At 71.7% G+C, this 15,685-nt stretch carries 14 protein-coding genes; 6 read left to right on the top strand and 8 right to left on the bottom strand.

From position 1 onward, the window contains the following. The first annotated feature begins 298 nt into the window (after nt 1–298). A complete protein-coding gene (locus LY12_RS01485; protein WP_253852801.1) occupies nt 299–952 on the top strand; it encodes an ACT domain-containing protein in 654 nt (217 codons plus the stop codon). A 161-nt stretch (nt 953–1,113) separates the two neighbouring features. Next, on the top strand, nt 1,114–1,815 hold the full coding sequence (locus LY12_RS01480; protein WP_253852800.1) for a hypothetical protein: 702 nt from the start codon (nt 1,114–1,116) through the stop codon (nt 1,813–1,815). Between the two features lie 80 nt (nt 1,816–1,895). Here LY12_RS01480 and LY12_RS01475 read toward each other — a convergent pair whose 3' ends face one another. Both LY12_RS01475 and ligA read right to left on the bottom strand, forming a co-directional pair. After that, complete coding sequence (locus LY12_RS01475; RefSeq protein ID WP_253852798.1) at nt 1,896–2,390, bottom strand: GNAT family N-acetyltransferase; 495 nt, start codon at nt 2,388–2,390, stop codon at nt 1,896–1,898. Continuing rightward, complete coding sequence (gene ligA / locus LY12_RS01470; RefSeq protein WP_253852796.1) at nt 2,383–4,509, bottom strand: NAD-dependent DNA ligase LigA; 2,127 nt, start codon at nt 4,507–4,509, stop codon at nt 2,383–2,385. Before ligA ends, LY12_RS01475 begins: the two co-directional genes overlap by 8 nt. Nucleotides 4,510–4,603: 94 nt before the next feature. On the opposite strand from ligA, the gene LY12_RS01465 reads away from it, so the two are divergent. Then, nucleotides 4,604–5,041 carry a nucleotidyltransferase domain-containing protein gene (locus tag LY12_RS01465; RefSeq protein WP_253852795.1) on the top strand — a complete coding sequence of 146 codons (438 nt, stop codon included), beginning with the start codon at nt 4,604–4,606 and terminating at the stop codon, nt 5,039–5,041. 36 nt (nt 5,042–5,077) lie between these two features. On the opposite strand, the gene LY12_RS01460 is transcribed toward LY12_RS01465, so the two are convergent. After that, the gene (locus LY12_RS01460; RefSeq protein WP_253852794.1) at nt 5,078–5,890 is read right to left on the bottom strand and encodes a hypothetical protein; all 813 of its coding nucleotides are present in this window, start codon (nt 5,888–5,890) and stop codon (nt 5,078–5,080) included. A gap of 12 nt (nt 5,891–5,902) precedes the next feature. Further along, nucleotides 5,903–6,940: a uroporphyrinogen decarboxylase/cobalamine-independent methonine synthase family protein gene (locus LY12_RS01455; protein WP_253852792.1), complete on the bottom strand. Its 1,038-nt coding sequence runs from the start codon at nt 6,938–6,940 to the stop codon at nt 5,903–5,905. Nucleotides 6,941–7,075: 135 nt separating this feature from the next. On the opposite strand from LY12_RS01455, the gene LY12_RS01450 reads away from it, so the two are divergent. Further along, entirely contained in the window at nt 7,076–7,297 is a 222-nt protein-coding gene (locus LY12_RS01450; protein WP_253852791.1) for a hypothetical protein, read from the top strand. Here the strand turns inward: LY12_RS01450 and LY12_RS01445 are convergent. From LY12_RS01445 to LY12_RS01430, 4 genes are all read right to left on the bottom strand, one after another. Then, entirely contained in the window at nt 7,287–8,927 is a 1,641-nt protein-coding gene (locus tag LY12_RS01445; protein ID WP_253852789.1) for an acyl-CoA synthetase, read from the bottom strand. The genes LY12_RS01450 and LY12_RS01445 overlap by 11 nt on opposite strands. 390 nt (nt 8,928–9,317) lie before the next feature. Beyond that, nucleotides 9,318–10,409: a tRNA 2-thiouridine(34) synthase MnmA gene (mnmA, locus tag LY12_RS01440; RefSeq protein WP_253852786.1), complete on the bottom strand. Its 1,092-nt coding sequence runs from the start codon at nt 10,407–10,409 to the stop codon at nt 9,318–9,320. A 4-nt stretch (nt 10,410–10,413) separates the two neighbouring features. Then, nucleotides 10,414–11,613, bottom strand: a complete 1,200-nt coding sequence (locus LY12_RS01435) for a cysteine desulfurase family protein (protein WP_253852785.1) — start codon at nt 11,611–11,613, stop codon at nt 10,414–10,416. 24 nt (nt 11,614–11,637) lie between these two features. Then, nucleotides 11,638–13,116 carry an MFS transporter gene (locus LY12_RS01430; RefSeq protein ID WP_301301737.1) on the bottom strand — a complete coding sequence of 493 codons (1,479 nt, stop codon included), beginning with the start codon at nt 13,114–13,116 and terminating at the stop codon, nt 11,638–11,640. A gap of 145 nt (nt 13,117–13,261) precedes the next feature. Between LY12_RS01430 and LY12_RS01425 the strand changes: the two genes are divergently transcribed. Beyond that, a complete protein-coding gene (locus LY12_RS01425) occupies nt 13,262–14,128 on the top strand; it encodes a phosphotransferase family protein (RefSeq protein WP_253852784.1) in 867 nt (288 codons plus the stop codon). Between the two features lie 272 nt (nt 14,129–14,400). Then, a complete protein-coding gene (locus LY12_RS01420) occupies nt 14,401–15,681 on the top strand; it encodes a hydroxyacid-oxoacid transhydrogenase (protein WP_253854793.1) in 1,281 nt (426 codons plus the stop codon). The last annotated feature ends 4 nt before the right edge of the window (nt 15,682–15,685 follow it).

The following is a 15,685-nucleotide window of genomic DNA, read 5'->3' as shown; positions in this document are numbered from 1 at the left end:
GCCTGCGGAGGTCTGTCTTCTCCCGCGAAGTCTATGGCCGCCGGACCGGGGCGGTGCGGCCGGGCGGGGGTTGCCACGGGGGCCGACGCGGCGAGCGAGCCGGTGCCTATATTCGACACGCGTGTTCTGCAACAATCACCGGTCGGCGTTGCCCCTCCGCAGCCGTCGACGGCCGTCGGGGGACTCGCCCGGCCACGACGTGACACGACATGACGAGACGGCCGCGATGCTCCCGTTCCTCACCGGCCACCGGCGGGGGACGCATCCGGTTCTCGCACCTGCTTGAAGGGAGACCGCGGTGTCGTTCCTGATCCGTGTGCAGCTGCCGGACACTCCGGGCATCCTCGGCGCGATCGCCACCGCCCTCGGCACGGCCGGTGCCGACATCCTCAGCGTCGACGTCGTGGAACGCTCGGGCGGCACCGCCATCGACGACCTCGTGGTGGACCTGCCTTCGGACCGGCTGCCGGACGCGCTGATCACCGCGGCCGAGAGCGTCGACGGCGTCGAGGTGGACGCCGTCCGCCCGTACGCCGGTGTGCTCGACACCCACAGTGAGCTCGAACTGGTCGAGGAGATCGCCGAGCAGCCCGCGCACGGGCTGGCGGTGCTGGCCGGTGGGGTCCCCCGGATCATGCACGCAGGCTGGTCGGTGGTCGTGCAGCACAGCTCCGGCGGGGTGAAGCGGCTCGCGGCATCCGGCGCGGCCCCCGAAACCCGTATCGGCGACGTCCCGTGGCTGCCGTTGGAACGCGCCACCGTGCTCGACGGGGAAGCACCGTGGGTACCGGACACGTGGCGTGAGCTGGGCACCGAACTGGCTGCGACCCCGCTCGGCAAGCCCGACCTGGTGCTGCTGATCGGCCGGCCCGGCGGGCCGATGTTCCGCGCGGCCGAGGTCGCCCGACTCGCGCACCTTGCCGGTATTGTCGCGGTGGTCCTGGACGGCTGAACCGCGCCGGGGCCAGCCGACGATGCCGAGTCCGGAAGGTCGCCGAGCCCGCCGTGTCCGACCCGCCTCACCCCCACTCGCCTCACCCCCACTCGCCTCGTCCCGGCTCGCCTCATCCTGACGACGCCGGCGACACCGCAGGCCCCACCGGGCCGCAGGTCGTGGGCACCGGCGACGACACCACGGCTGACGGCATCTCGGCTGACGGCACTGCGGCTGACGACACCTCGCGTGGCCTGGCCTCGGGAGACGGCAGCTCGACGGGGAACGAGCAGTCGGACCGGGCCGACGAGTTCGAACGCAAACTCACCGTCCCGGTTCTCGTCGCGGCGCTCGCGTCGATCCCGGCGGTCTTCCTGACTCGTGCCGGCGGACCGGCCGCGGCGATCGGGACGGTGCTGAACTGGGCTTCGGTATCGGTGCTCGTCGGCGAGTCGGTGGTGCTGCTGTGGCTGGAAGGCAGCGTGCGGCGGTGGCTGCGCCGGTATCGCTGGCAGTTGCTCGTCGTCGCCGCGGCGATTCCCGCGGTGGTGTTCGTCATCGGGCCGTTGCAGGTGCTGCGGCTGGTGCTGCTGCTCGGCGGCTTCCACATCCTGCGGGCACGGCGGATCGTGAACGCGGGCCGCGTGGTGGTCGAACGACTCGGCCTCCGGCAGCGCCGGGCGCGGTGGGTGCTGGCGGGCGTGATCGTCCTGGCCGGGGCGTTCTCGCTGATCGTGCTGGCCGACCCGGATTCCCGGAGCCGCCACGTCGTCGACTGGCTCGTCGAACACGTCGGGGTGACCGGCACCGTGCTGGCCGGCGTCGCCGCAGCAGGGGCGGCCTACGGCATCGGGCGGTTGCTCACCCGCATCCGCGGCTGAAACGCGGCCCGGTCGCCGCGGCGTCTCGCGGTTCGGACCGGTGTGGCCGTGGCGGTCGTCGAATCGGCCGCGTCGACGGCTCAGACGTCCATCGCGAAGGCCAGGAGCGGCACGTCCGGGTGCGGGGCCCAGTCCCGTTCGGGGATGCGGGTGAAGCCGAGGCGTTCGTAGAGCCGGTGGGCCGTGGTCATCCGGTCGCGGCTGCACAGCACGACCCGACCGAACCGGCGCTCCCGCGCGATGTCGACGACGGCGCCGGTGAGCGCCTCGCCCACTCCCCTGCCCTGGGCGTCCGGCGATACCGCGAGCATCCGGAACTCCAGCTCACCAGGACGCGCCACCTCGGCCTTCGGCGTGCCGGCCTCGGCGACGGTCACCGATCCGAGCACCACGTCGTCGCCGCCGGTCGCCACGAGCACCTCGGCCGTCGCCGCGCGGCCGGCGACGTCCCGCAGCACCGCGTCGTACCCGACGTCGTCGGCGAGATGCCCGCCCGTCGTGTACGCCTCGACCGTCAATTCGCCGATGGCCGCGTACTCGTCGGGGCGTGCCATCCGCACCCGAATCTCACTCATCGGCGGCGACCTCCGCGATCTCGCGGGCGGCGTCAGGGCCCTGCTGCAGCAGCACGGTGAGGCCGTTGTCGTCGAGCACCGGAACCTTGAGTTGCAGCGCCTTGTCGTACTTCGACCCCGGCGCGTCGCCGACGACGACGAACGCCGTCTTCTTCGACACCGACCCGGCCGCCTTGCCGCCGCGGGCCATGATCGCTTCCTTCGCCTCGTCGCGGGAGTAGGTCTCCAGCGACCCGGTCACGACGATCGACAGCCCTTCGAGGTTGCGCGGGATCGACGTGTCGCGCTCGTCCTCCATGCGCACACCCGCGGCGCGCCACTTGTCGACGATCTCGCGGTGCCAGTCGACGGCGAACCATTCGCGCACGGCGGCCGCGATCGTCGGGCCGACGCCGTCGACGTCGGCGATCTCCTCCTCGGTCGCCGCATCGATGGCATCGACGGATCCGAACTCGCGGGCCAGCGCCTGCGCCGCGGTCGGCCCCACGTGCCGGATCGACAGCCCGACCAGAACCTTCCACAGTGGACGGTCCTTGGCGGCGTCCAGATTCGCCAGCAAGCGTGCACCGTTGGCCGACAACTCACCCGATTTGGTGACGAACAGGTCGACCCGGCTCAGCTTCTCCTCGTCGAGGGAGAACACGTCGCCCTCGTCGGTCAGCACGCCCGACTCCAGCAGCGCGGCCGCCGCCTCGTACCCCAGCACCTCGATGTCGAAGCCGCCGCGGCCCGCCAGATGGAACAGCCGCTCCCGCAGCTGCGCCGGGCAGGTTCGCGCGTTGGGGCAACGGATGTCGACGTCGCCCTCCTTCTGGTAGGCCAGTTCGGTGCCGCACTCCGGGCAGCGGTCGGGCATGACGAACGCCCGCTCGTCACCGGTGCGCACGTCGACCACGGGGCCGAGCACCTCGGGAATCACGTCGCCCGCCTTGCGGATCACCACGCGGTCGCCGATGAGCACGCCCTTGCGCTCGACCTCCTCGCGGTTGTGCAGCGTCGCCATCGCGACGGTCGACCCGGCGACCTTCACCGGTTCCATCACCGCGTACGGCGTGACCCTGCCGGTGCGGCCGACGTTCACGCGGATGTCCTGCAGCCGCGTCGTCGCCTCCTCCGGCGGATACTTGTAGGCGATCGCCCACCTCGGCGCGCGGGCCGTGGCCCCCAGCCTGCGTTGCTGCGCGACGTCGTCGACCTTCACGACCACGCCGTCGATCTCGTGCTCGGCGTCGTGACGGTGGCCGCCCCAGTACTCGATGTGCACGACCAGGCCCTCGGCGCTGTCGATCGTCGTGCTGTGGCGCGACACCGGAAGCCCCCATGCCGCCAGCGCGTCGTAGGCCTCCGACTGGCGCGCAGGTTCGAACCCCTGCCGCTTCCCGAGGCCGTGACAGATGAGCCGCAGCGGGCGGCTGCGCGTGACCTTCGGGTCCTTCTGTCGCAGCGAACCCGCGGCGGCGTTGCGGGGGTTGGCGAACGGCGGCTTGCCCGCGTCGACGAGTCCGGCGTTGAGCTCGGCGAACTCCTCGACCCGGAAGTAGATCTCGCCGCGCACCTCGACCAGCTCGGGCACGGGGAACTCGGCCGTGCCGGTCAGTTCGTCGGGCACGTCCTGCATGGTGCGCACGTTGAGCGTGACGTCCTCACCCGTGCGCCCGTCACCACGGGTGAGCGCGCGCGTGAGCCTGCCGTTCTCGTAGAGCAGGTTCACCGCCAGCCCGTCGATCTTCAGCTCGCACAGGTACCGGGCACGGCCGCCGATCTCCTTCTCCACCCGGTCGACCCAGGCGCGCAGCTCCTCGACGTCGAACGCGTTGTCGAGGCTGAGCATGCGCTCGAGATGGTCGTGGGCGACGAACTCGGTCGAGAACGTCCCGCCGACCTTCTGCGTCGGCGAATCCGGCGTCGCCAGTCCCGGGTAGTCACGTTCCAGCTCTTCGAGCCGGCGCAGCATCGTGTCGAACTCGCCGTCCGAGACGGTCGGCGAGTCCAGCACGTAGTAGCGGAACTGGTGGCCCTTGACCTCCTCGGTCAGCGCCGCATGCTCCTCGCGGGCATCGGCGGGCACGTCCTTGATGTCCTCGGCCACGTGGCCGCCCGACAGGTCCTCAGTGCTCACAACGCCTGAGAGTAGTCACCGGGCCCGACATTCCGCCGACCCGCTCCGGCCGCGACCGCTCTGCCGGGAGCCGCCGGAGCCGTATGCTGGAGGCGTGACCGCCCCCTCGAAGTCGAGCCCGTACGACGCGCTGAACCGGCTCCGAACCATGTCCGCGGACGGTTCACTCGCCACATTGTGTGCCCGACACGGGGTCGACCTGCTCGTCGCGCACGGCAGCGCCGTGGCGTCCCAACCACTTCGAGCGCCACACGACCTCGACCTCGCCTACCTGACAACGCGGCGGGAACGGGTCGACCGGCTCGCACTCACGAACGCGCTCCTCGACGCACTGCGTTTCGACGATCTGGACCTGATGGATCTGAACGGTGCCGGCGCCGTTGCGAAGGCTCGCGCGATGGGCCCCGGCAAGTGCGAGCTGCTCCACGAAGCCGCACCGAGCCTGTTCGCCACCACACAGGTCGCAGCCCTCAAGATGGAGATGGAAACACGCTGGCTACGCCGGCTCGACCTCGAACTGATGGCGGAGTGATGTCCGGAAGAGCCGTGCGCCGGACCCGGTGACCGGCTACCGGCCGGATTCCCCGCCGCCGTCACCGCCGCCGTCGTCGTCACCCGCGGCGTCGCCGTCCGCCGGAATGCCGGCGAGTTGCCGTACCAGGTCGCGGAACTCCGCCAGGGTGATCGCGTTGTCGGGCTCGGCCACGGCCGTTTCGACGCGGCGCAGCCGCTCGGCCGCGAGACGCTCACCGAGGGTCACGTCCAGCGGCAGGAACGTCATCGTCGTCCGCGCGAACCCGTCGACGTCGCCGAGCAGCGGATGGTGCACCGCGACGTCGACCAGGCCCGCGTCGTCGTCGACCTGCGCCACCACGCGCACGTCCCCGAGGTCGAATCGCTGCCCCGCGAAGTTCACGGCCACACCGGCCGGATCGGGCACGGGCGGCACCGAGTCGTGGAACTCCCAGATCGCGTCCTCCGGCGGCGCGGCCTCCCGCCAGGCGTCGGTGTACGGCCGGAGTTCCGGATCCTCGCGACTGCTGATCACCAGCGCGTAGATCGCACGACCGCCGCGGTCCACACTGAACTGCAGTCCGGGGTGGACCGCCGCCACCGGTTCGACCAGCAGGTTCTCTGCGCGCTCGGTGTCGCCCTCCCCCAACGCCGCACTCAGGTGTGGCAACAGCTGCGCCCACGCCGACCAGAACTCCTCCGCGGCCGCGTGCGGATCGTCCGGCACGGGCTGCTCGGGCCACGGCGTGCGCGGATCGGGCGCCTCCCCACCGGCCGCGCCGTCGACACCGGCGTCGGCGCGTGCGCCGTCCTCACCCGTGCGCCCGCTGCCGGCCGATCCGGATCGTTTTCTCCGGAACCATCCCATGATCTTCCCCCTCTACCACCGTTCCGGCGGTTCGACGAATGCCCTGCCGACGTCGCGGCTCAGCGCCAGCGCGCGGCGCAGCCAGCCTCCCGTCGCGCCCGCGAGGCCGCACGTCGGGGTCACGAGCGCACGCTCGGCCAGGATCGACCGGTTGAACCCGAGGCGATCCACCAGGTCGAGCGCGGGGCGCGCGACCCTGGCCAGATCCGGCCACACCGCCGGCGGTTCGGCGGGTATCAGTCCGAGACCCAGCTGCACGCCCGTGTCCCACGCCTCGCCGAGCTCGTCGAGCAGACTCCCCGGTGCACCGTCGAGCAGCGTCGCATCGAGGGCGATCGCGTGCGCGCCCGCCGCGCGCAGCAGCGCCACCGGCGGCCTGCGCCCGCAGCAGTGCACGACGACCGGGTTGCCGGTGATCTCGGCCGCGCGTGTGATGACGTGGTGCAGCAGCTCGCGGGCCTCCGGTTCCGGCACCGCGTCGACCGTGCCGTAGCCGGACGGCGTCGGCAGCGCACCGGCCAGCACGTCCGGCAGCAACGGCTCGTCGAACTGCACCACGACACCGGAACCGGTGCGTTGCGACAGCTCGGCCACGTGCGCAGCGATCCCTTCGAGCAGGGACTCGACGACGTCGCGCGTCGCCCCGTGATCGGTCAACACCCGACGGCCGCGAGCGAGTTCGATACCGGCGGCGGTCGTCCACGGCCCGGCGACCTGCGTCTTCACCGCCCACGGTGTGCCACCCGCACGGTCGGCGGCCTCCGTGACGGCATCGACGTCCCAGCGCCGCAGGTCGACCGCCCGCCGGTGGTGCCGCCCGGGACGGCCGGTGATCCGGTACGCGGTCGGCACGACGTCCACCGCGATGTCCACCAGCATTCCCGCGGTGCGTCCCAGCAGGTCCGCGCCCACCCCGCGGTCGGGCAGTTCCGGTATGTGGGGAAGGTCGGGCAGTTCGCCGAACACGATCGCCGCCGCCTCGGCGATGTCCGTTCCCGGCATCGATCCGATCCCCGTCGCCACGCCGCTCGGCCACACTCGCTGTTCCACGGACCCGATTGTTTCCCATCGGCCCGTCGCCGTGTCCCGGGCACCCGTCGACGCGGACCGGCCAGCCTCACGGCTCCGGCCGGGGCCGGTCAGCAACTCGGCGAGCCGCTCGGCGCCCGGCGACTCGACCGGGAAGTGACCACGACGGCCCTCGCCCGGCACGTGCGCCGTTGCGGAGTCGCCCCCGTCGGTGAGCAGGACCAGGCGGATCACACGGCGGCGCTGTTGGTGCAGACCGCCGAGGTCATCCTCCACCGCATCCTGCTCGCCGACACCCCTACCGGCACCGGCGCCGACCACGTGGCTGCACGTCTCGCCGAGAGGTTGCTGGCCCTCTGCCCTGCACCTAGCCGCTGAAGCGGTCTCGGAGTTCCCGCTTGAGGATCTTGCCGGACGCGTTGCGCGGCAGATCGTCGACGAAGTGCACCTGCTTGGGCACCTTGAACGCCGACAGTCGATCCTTGACCCACTGCGTCAACTCGTCCTCGTCGGGCAGGCCGTCGTCCTTGGGGACCACGACGGCGGTGACGGCCTCGATCCACTTCTCGTCGGGCAGGCCCACCACGGCCACCTCCCCGACCGACGGGTGGGTGTACAGCGCGTCCTCCACCTCCCGCGAGGCCACCATGACACCGCCGGTGTTGATGACGTCCTTGATGCGGTCGACGACGAAGATGTAACCCTCCTCGTCCACTCGCACCAGGTCCCCGGAGTGGAACCACCCGCCGGCTACACCCTCATCGGCCGGAGCACCCCCTCCCCCACCGCCGCCGAAGACCTCGGCCGTCTCCTCCGGCTTGTCCCAGTACCCCAGGCACAGCTGCGGCGAGCGGTAGACGATCTCGCCCTCGCCGCCCGGCGCGACGTCGTTGCCGTCACCGTTGACGACCCGCGCCTCGACGAACAGCACGGGACGGCCGGCGGACTCGGGACGCGTGTCGTGGTCCTCGGGGCGCAACACCGTGGCAAGCGGGCCGATCTCCGACTGGCCGAAACAGTTGTAGAACCCGAGGTCCGGCAGCTTCTCGCGGAGGCGCTGCAGGATCGGCCCCGGCATGATCGACGCACCGTAGTAGGCCTTGCGCAGCGCCGACAGATCGCGACTGCCGAAGTCCGCGTGATTGGCCAGCGCGACCCACAACGTCGGCGCGGCGAAGAACGCCCCGTGCCGGTCGTCGGCCATCCGGCGCAGAATGTCGGCGGGGTCGGGCGTCTCGACGATCGTGTTGGACGCGCCCACCGCCAGCCACGGCACGAGGAACACGTGCATCTGCGCCGAGTGGTACAGCGGCATGACGTGCAGCGGGTCGTCGTCGGCGGTGAGATCGAGATCGACGATGCACGAGAGGTACTCGTGCACCAGCGCGCGATGCGTCATCATCGCGCCCTTGGGCTTCGACGTCGTGCCGGACGTGTACAGCAGCTGGGCGAGATCGGTGTCCGCGACCGGGGTGTCGAGTTCGGCGTCGAGGTCCGGAACGTCTCCGGTGCTCGCGATCGCCAGCAGCGAATCGTTCTCGTCCCGCAGCGGCAGGATCCGCTCGACGGACAGGTCGAGAGCGTCGAGGTTGGGCCGCAGCGCCGGGTCGGCGAGCACCATGCGGCTGCCCGACTGGGTGATCAGGTAGTCGAGCTCGTCACCGGTGAGGTTGTAATTGACGGGCACGTGCACCAGGCCCGCACGGGCGCAGGCGAGGAATCCGATGAGGAAGGCGTCGGAGTTCTTGCCGTACGCGGCCACGCGGTCACCGTGGTTCAGGCCCGACGAGAGCAGGTACGAGGCGGCGCGCGTGACGGCGGCGTCCAGCTCGGCGTAGGTCCACGTGCGATCGGCGAACCGGACCGCCACCCGGTGCGGCGTTCGTGAGGCGCTGCGCCGCGGGATGTCGGCGATCGTGCTGGACCGGATACCGCCCGCCGCGGCGCCGTTGTGGATGGCACCGCCCGGCGCGGTAGCGCTCGAGCCGGCGTTGCCTGCGTTCGACATTGAACTCCTCCGTCATCGCGACGCGTTCGACCTGCGTCGTGGACGCGATCCTCCCCCAGCCGAATGAACCGTTCAACACCCGCATGTCCTGCACCCAGCACCGCGTGTCCTGCGCCCGCGCAGCAACCGAAACGGAGATTCCCGGCCGTGTTGCACTCTCCGGGGGCCGTGTTGCGCCCTCCGGGGGCCGTGTTGGCCGTTTCCGAAACCACGGTGGGGCTCAGACATCGTGTCGCGCCGCCGCGTACCGATGAGCAGTGGCGGCAGGGCGACGGACCGGAGCAACGCCGCCCGACGACGCGACACGAGTGCAGGACACGCCGTGCCGGACGCAGAACATGCGTGTCCGAACGCAGAACACGCGGTTCCGGACGCGGGACGCGCGCGGGGCTACGCCGTGGCCGAGATCTTCGCGCTGCCGAGGACGACGTCGCCTTCTTCCGCGTCGGGGCGGTAGAGGACCGCGACCTGCCCCGGCGCGACACCGGTCAGCGGTTCGCGCAGCGACATCCGCACGGCGTCCCCGTCGACCTCGGCCACGGCCGGTGCCATGCCGCCGTGCGCGCGCACCTGCACGACACACTCGGTCGGGCCGGACAGCGGCTGCTCCGACGGCCAGATCGCGCGGTCGGCGTCGATCGTGGACACCGACAGTTCCTGGGAGGAACCCACCTTCACCGTTCCGGACACCGGTTCCAGCGACAGCACGTACCGCGGCTTGCCGTCGGGCGCGGGCGCGTCGATGCCGAGGCCCTTGCGCTGGCCGACGGTGAAGCCGTGAACGCCGGTGTGCTGCCCCAGCACGGCACCGGTCTCGGCATCGACGAGGTCGCCAGGGCGCTCGCCCAGCCGGTTCTCGAGGAACTGCTTCGTGTCGCCGTCGGGGATGAAGCAGATGTCGTGGCTGTCGGGCTTCTCGGCCACGGCCAGTCCGCGCTCGGCCGCCTCCTCCCGCACGTCGGGCTTGCGTGAGGAGCCGAGCGGGAACATGGCGTGCCGCAGCTGCTGCGGTGTGAGAGAGGCCAGCACGTACGACTGGTCCTTGTGGTCGTCGGCGCTACGGCGCAGCTCCGGCACGCCACCGGAAACGGACAGCCTGGCGTAGTGCCCGGTGCACACCGCGTCGAAGCCGAGTGCGATCGCCTTCTCCAGCAGCGCCTCGAACTTGATCTTCTCGTTGCAGGTCACACACGGGTTGGGCGTCCGCCCTGCGGCGTACTCACCCACGAAGGTCTCCACGACCTCCTCGGTGAACCGCTCGGCGAAGTCCCACACGTAGAACGGGATGCCGAGGATGTCGGCGGCGCGGCGGGCGTCGCGGGAGTCCTCGATGGTGCAGCAGCCCCGCGCACCCGTGCGGAGCGTGCCGGGCTTCGCCGACAGCGCCAGGTGCACACCCGTCACGTCGTGCCCGGCCTCGACGGCACGCGCCGCCGCCACCGCCGAGTCGACACCTCCGCTCATCGCGGCCAGTACGCGCATGACCTCATGCCTCCTGCTTCTGCTTGCGCATGCCGGCGAGGCCCGCCTGGCGTGCCCTGTCGACGGCCCCGCGCAATTCCCGCGCCAGCGCGTCGACGTCGTCCTGGGTGGATGTGTGGCCCAGCGAGAACCGCAGCGAACCGCGGGCCGCCGAGGCGTCGGCGCCCATCGCGGTGAGCACGTGGCTCGGTTCGGCCACGCCGGCGGTGCACGCCGAACCGGTGGAACACTCGATACCCTTCGCGTCCAGCAGCATCAGCAGGCTGTCGCCCGCGCAGCCGGGGAACGTGAAGTGCGCGATGCCGGGCAGCCGGTCGGCCGAATCGGCGGGAAGGCCGTTCAGCACGGCGTCCGGCACGGCCGTCCGCACGGCGGCGATCAGGTCGTCGCGAAGCTTGACCGTGCGCTCGGCGACCTCGGTGCGGTGCTCGACAGCGACCCGCACGGCCGTGGCGAACGCCTGGATACCGGGGACGTCCAGCGTTCCGGACCGCACCTCACGTTCCTGTCCGCCGCCGTGCAGGAGCGGGACGGCCGGGGTGGACCGGTCCAACAGCAACGCTCCGACGCCGTACGGCCCGCCGATCTTGTGGCCGGTGAGAGTGAGTGCCTGTGCGCCGGATGCGGCGAAGCCGACCTCGACGCCTCCGACGGCCTGGACGGCATCGGTGTGCAGCGGGACGTCGTACTCTGCGCAGACGGCCGCGAGCTCGGCGACCGGGTTGACCGTACCCACCTCGTTGTTGGCCCACATCACGGTCGCGAGGGCGATGTCGGCATGGCCGTGCTCGAACGCGGCCCGCAGTGTCTCGGGGCGGACGCGCCCGTGGTCGTCGACCTCGAGCCAGGTCAGCTCGGCCCCCTCGTGCTCGGCGAGCCAGTGGACGGCGTCCAGCACGGCGTGGTGCTCGACGGCACTGACCAGGATCCGGCGGCGCGCCGGATCGGCGTCCCTCCGTGCCCAGAAGGTGCCCTTGACGGCGAGGTTGTCGCTCTCCGTCCCGCCGCCCGTGAAGATCACCTCGGACGGCCTGGCGTCGAGGGCCTCGGCCACGACCTCCCGGGCCTCCTCGACGACGCGCCGCGCGCGGCGTCCCGAGGAATGCAACGATGACGCGTTGCCCACGGTGGACATCGCGTCAGTCATCGCCGCAATGGCGTCCGGCAACATGGGGGTGGTCGCCGCATGGTCGAGGTAGGTCATCGCCGTTCCAGGGTAGTCGGGCCCTCACGGCGAACGCTGCGGCGTCGGCCACGAGCCGTCGGCCCGCCGTCGCGCACCGGCCAGCACGCCGCCCACCGCGGCCAGCACCGTCAGCGACGCGGCGAGCACCACGACCGGCGTACCGGGGGCGGCCGCGGAGCCGAGCACACCCAGCAGCACCCCGCCGAACCCGATGACCAGCGCCGATGTCACCCAGTCGCCGAGCTGCATGGCCGAGCTGGCGAATCCGCGTTCCGATTCGTCCGCGCGCCGCAGCATCAGGACCTGCACCGACGGGAAGGCCATGCCCATACCCGCCCCGCCGACGATCGCCGCCGCGAACGCCACCCATCCGGGGCATCCCGGGAGCGCGACGCAGCCGAACAGCGCCACGGCGGCGCCGACCAGCGCGAACCCTGCCCGCACCAGCCGGTCACGATCCCAGTGCGGGAACCGCCCTTGCAGCGCCGATCCCAGCGACCAGCTCAGCGCCGTGACGGTCAGGGGCAGCCCGGCCAGGGCGGGACCGTAGCCGTGCACGCCGGTCATCGTCAGGGGCAGGAACGCCTCCATGCCTGCGAACGTGCCGGCCAGTAGCGCCCGTGAACGCACCAGCCCGCCCAGTCCGCCCCGATCGGTGACCGTTCCGGCGGGCAACAGCCGGCGCAGTGCGAGTGCGACCGCGGCCAGTCCCGCCGCGCCGTAGGTGAGCGCGAACCCGGACGGGTGCTGCGAGGCCCAGGTAAGCGCGGCCACTCCCACGGCGGCCGCGACGGCGGCGGGCACGCTCGCCGCGCGTCCGCGCGGCGGCGGACGATAGGCCGCGATGCTGCGCACCACCGGCACCAGCAGGGCGAGCCCGACGAGCACGAGCGGGACCAGTCCGTGGAACACCCATCTCCACCCGACGGTGTCGGTGACCAGTCCGGCCACCGACGGCCCGAGCACGGCGGGCAGTACCCAGGCGGCGGCGTTGGCCGCGTAGATCACCGGGCGTTCGGCGTCGGTGAACACGAGCGCGATCAGCAGCGACGTCGCGACCAGCACGGTTCCCGTTCCGAGGCCCTGCAGGAAGCGCCCCGCCAGCAACACGGCCATGTTCGGCGCGAACCCGGCCGCCAGCAGGCCAACCAGGAACACCAGCGGCCCGCCGAGCAGCGAGGGCGCCGGACCCCGCCGGTCACAGACACGACCGGACAGGACCGTCGCCACCACGCTGGCGACCAGGAACACAGTGAACGGCCACGAGTACAGCGCCCCGCCGCCGAGATCGGCGACCATCGTCGGCATCGCCGTGGCGACTCCGAGGTTCTCGAACGCCATCAACGTGACCAGCAGCAGCACTCCCGCCGTGGTCGTCCGGTGCTCGGGACTCCAGAGCACGCTCGGGCGCCGTGCCCGCCCTTGCCGCAGCTCCGGGGAGCCCGGATACGCAGAGTCCGGATGCGGGGAGCCCTGGTGTGCGGGGTCCGGGCTCTCCGGCTCCGGCGCGGTCGTCGTCATGCCGGCAACGATGCAACCTCGAGCACACTCGAGGTCCAGTGGCGATCTTCCGCGGTCGGGGTCCGGGCCTCGGACCCCGGCGCGGCGGGACCCGGAATCACCGAAATCGCTCGTGCGGCCGCATGCGCCGTCGTAGCCTGCGCGGGTGGACTCCTTCCCCGTCGCGGCGGCGTGCGCCCGCGAAGGCCTCGCCGACCTTCCGGTGCAGCCGTTCCCCACCGGTTCGCTGCCGGTCTTCGCGATCGGCGACGCGCTCGTGCTCAAGGCCTACCCGGCCGACGACGTCGACGAGGCGCTCACGGAACTGGCGGCACTCACGGCGCTGGACGGCGTGCTCGACGTCACGACTCCCCGCGTCGAGGGCGAGGGAGAGCTCGACGAATGGCGCTACGTCCTCATGCGGCGGCTGCCGGGAGTGGATCTCCCGACGGTCTGGCCCACCATGTCCACATCGGATCGCCTCCGGCTGATGCACCGCCTCGGCGCGCTGCTGGCGCAACTCCACGCCGTCCCGCCTCCGGATCTGTGGCCCGCCGACTGGTCGCGGTTCCTGTCCGGCCGCCGCGGTGAGGTGATGGCGCACCAGTCCGGGCTCGGGCTGGCCGCGGACTGGCGCGCGCAGATACCGGAGTTCCTGGACGGCGTCGAGCTGGGCGATCCGGACCCGGTGCTGCTGCACACCGAGGTCATGCCCGAGCACGTGTTCGTCGACCCCGACACGTTCGCTCCCACGGGGCTGCTCGACTTCGAACCCGCGATGCGGGGCGCGCCGGAGTACGAGTTCTCGGCCGTCGGCGTGTTCCTCACCGCGGGCGAGCCGGGGCTGTTGCGGGAGCTGCTGCTCGGGTACGGCTACGGCACGGCCGAACTCGACGAGGATCTGGCACGCCGCCTGCTGGCGTACACGCTGCTGCACCGGTACTCGAACCTGTCGTCGTACCTGCGGCTGCTGCCCGCCCCGGACACCCCGACGCTCCCGGCATTGGCCCGCCGTTGGTTCCTTCCGACCTGAACCCCCCGCCCCCAGGGGCACTTTGGTTGCATTGAGCGCAACCAAAGTGCCCCTGGGGGCGCCCGAGGACCGCAACCCTTCGGCTCGGCGGTTGATCAGCGGGCGCGGGGGTGCGAGGCTCGGATTCGTCCGCAACGGAGCGCGATGCGGCGGCCGACTGCCGCGCGATGAACCTGGAGCTCGCCGATGACCGAGTGCTCGCCGACGATCGAGTGCCCGCCCGTGACCGCACCCGGCGTCACCGCACCCTCGCGCACGACGAGGCGGCCGGCATGACCGAGTATCTCAACGAAACGGTCTTCACCTGGGGTGCGACGCCGCTGAAGTTCGGTGCGGGCGCCGTGGACGAGATCGGCTGGGACCTCGCGCAGCTGGGCGCCCGGCGCGTGCTGATCGTCACCGACCCGGACGTCGCCGCCACCGGCGTGCCGCAGCGCGTCGCCGACGCGGCCAAGGCGGGTGGGCTGACCGTCGAGATCTACGACCGGGTGCACGTCGAGCCGACCGACCGGAGCATCCGTGATGCGATCGACTTCGCCGGCGAGTCCACGTGGGACGGTTTCATCGGCGTCGGCGGCGGTTCGGCCATCGACACGGCCAAAGCCGTCAACCTCTTCACGACGTACCCGGCGGACCTCTACGACTACGTCAACAAGCCGATCGGCCAGGGCAAGGCACCGGAGGGGCCGCTGAAACCGCTCGTCGCGGTGCCGACGACGGCGGGCACCGGCTCCGAGACGACGCCCGTGTGCGTCATGGACTTCCTCGACCTGCAGGTCAAGTCAGGTATCAGCCACTCGCACCTGCGGCCGAACCTCGCCGTGATCGACCCGCTGCTGACCCTGTCGATGCCGCCGGAGGTCACCGCGGCGAGCGGCATGGACGTGTTGTGCCACGCCCTCGAGTCCTACACCGCGCGCCCGTTCCACTCGTTCCCCCGGCACACGCCGGAGACACGGGTGGCCTACAACGGCTCGAATCCCATCTCGGACGCGTGGACCGAACAGGCGCTGCAGCTGCTGGCCCGTTCGTTCCGCAAGGCCGTCCTCAACGGTGGTGACCTCGAAGCGCGTACCGACATGATGCTCGCCGCGACGTTCGCGGGCATGGGCTTCGGCAACGCGGGCGTGCACGTGCCGCACGCCTGCGCGTACCCGATCGCGGGCCGGGTGCGCGAGTACCGGCCCGCGAACTATCCGCAGGACGCCGCCCTCGTGCCGCACGGCGAGTCCGTGTCGCTCACGGCGCCCGCCGCGTTCCGCTTCACCTTCCCCACCGACCCGGGCAAGCACCTGCGCGCCGCCGACATCCTCGATCCGCGCGCGCAGCAGGCCACCACCGACGACCGCGAGCGACTGCCCGCGGCGCTGACGTCGCTGATGCGGGACATCGGCATCCCCAACGGGCTGTCCGGTGTCGGCTACGGCCGCTCCGACATCGGTGCGCTCGTGGCGGGGACGATGCAGCAGCAGCGGTTGCTGGCCGTCGCACCCCGCACCGTGCGGGAGGAGGACGTCGAGGCGGTTCTCACCGAGTCGCTCGAGAATTGGTAGGCCG

It is taken from the genome of Prauserella alba, assembly GCF_024171735.1.
GTDB lineage: Bacteria > Actinomycetota > Actinomycetes > Mycobacteriales > Pseudonocardiaceae > Prauserella > Prauserella alba.
This window is presented reverse-complemented; position numbering and strand designations above follow the sequence as displayed.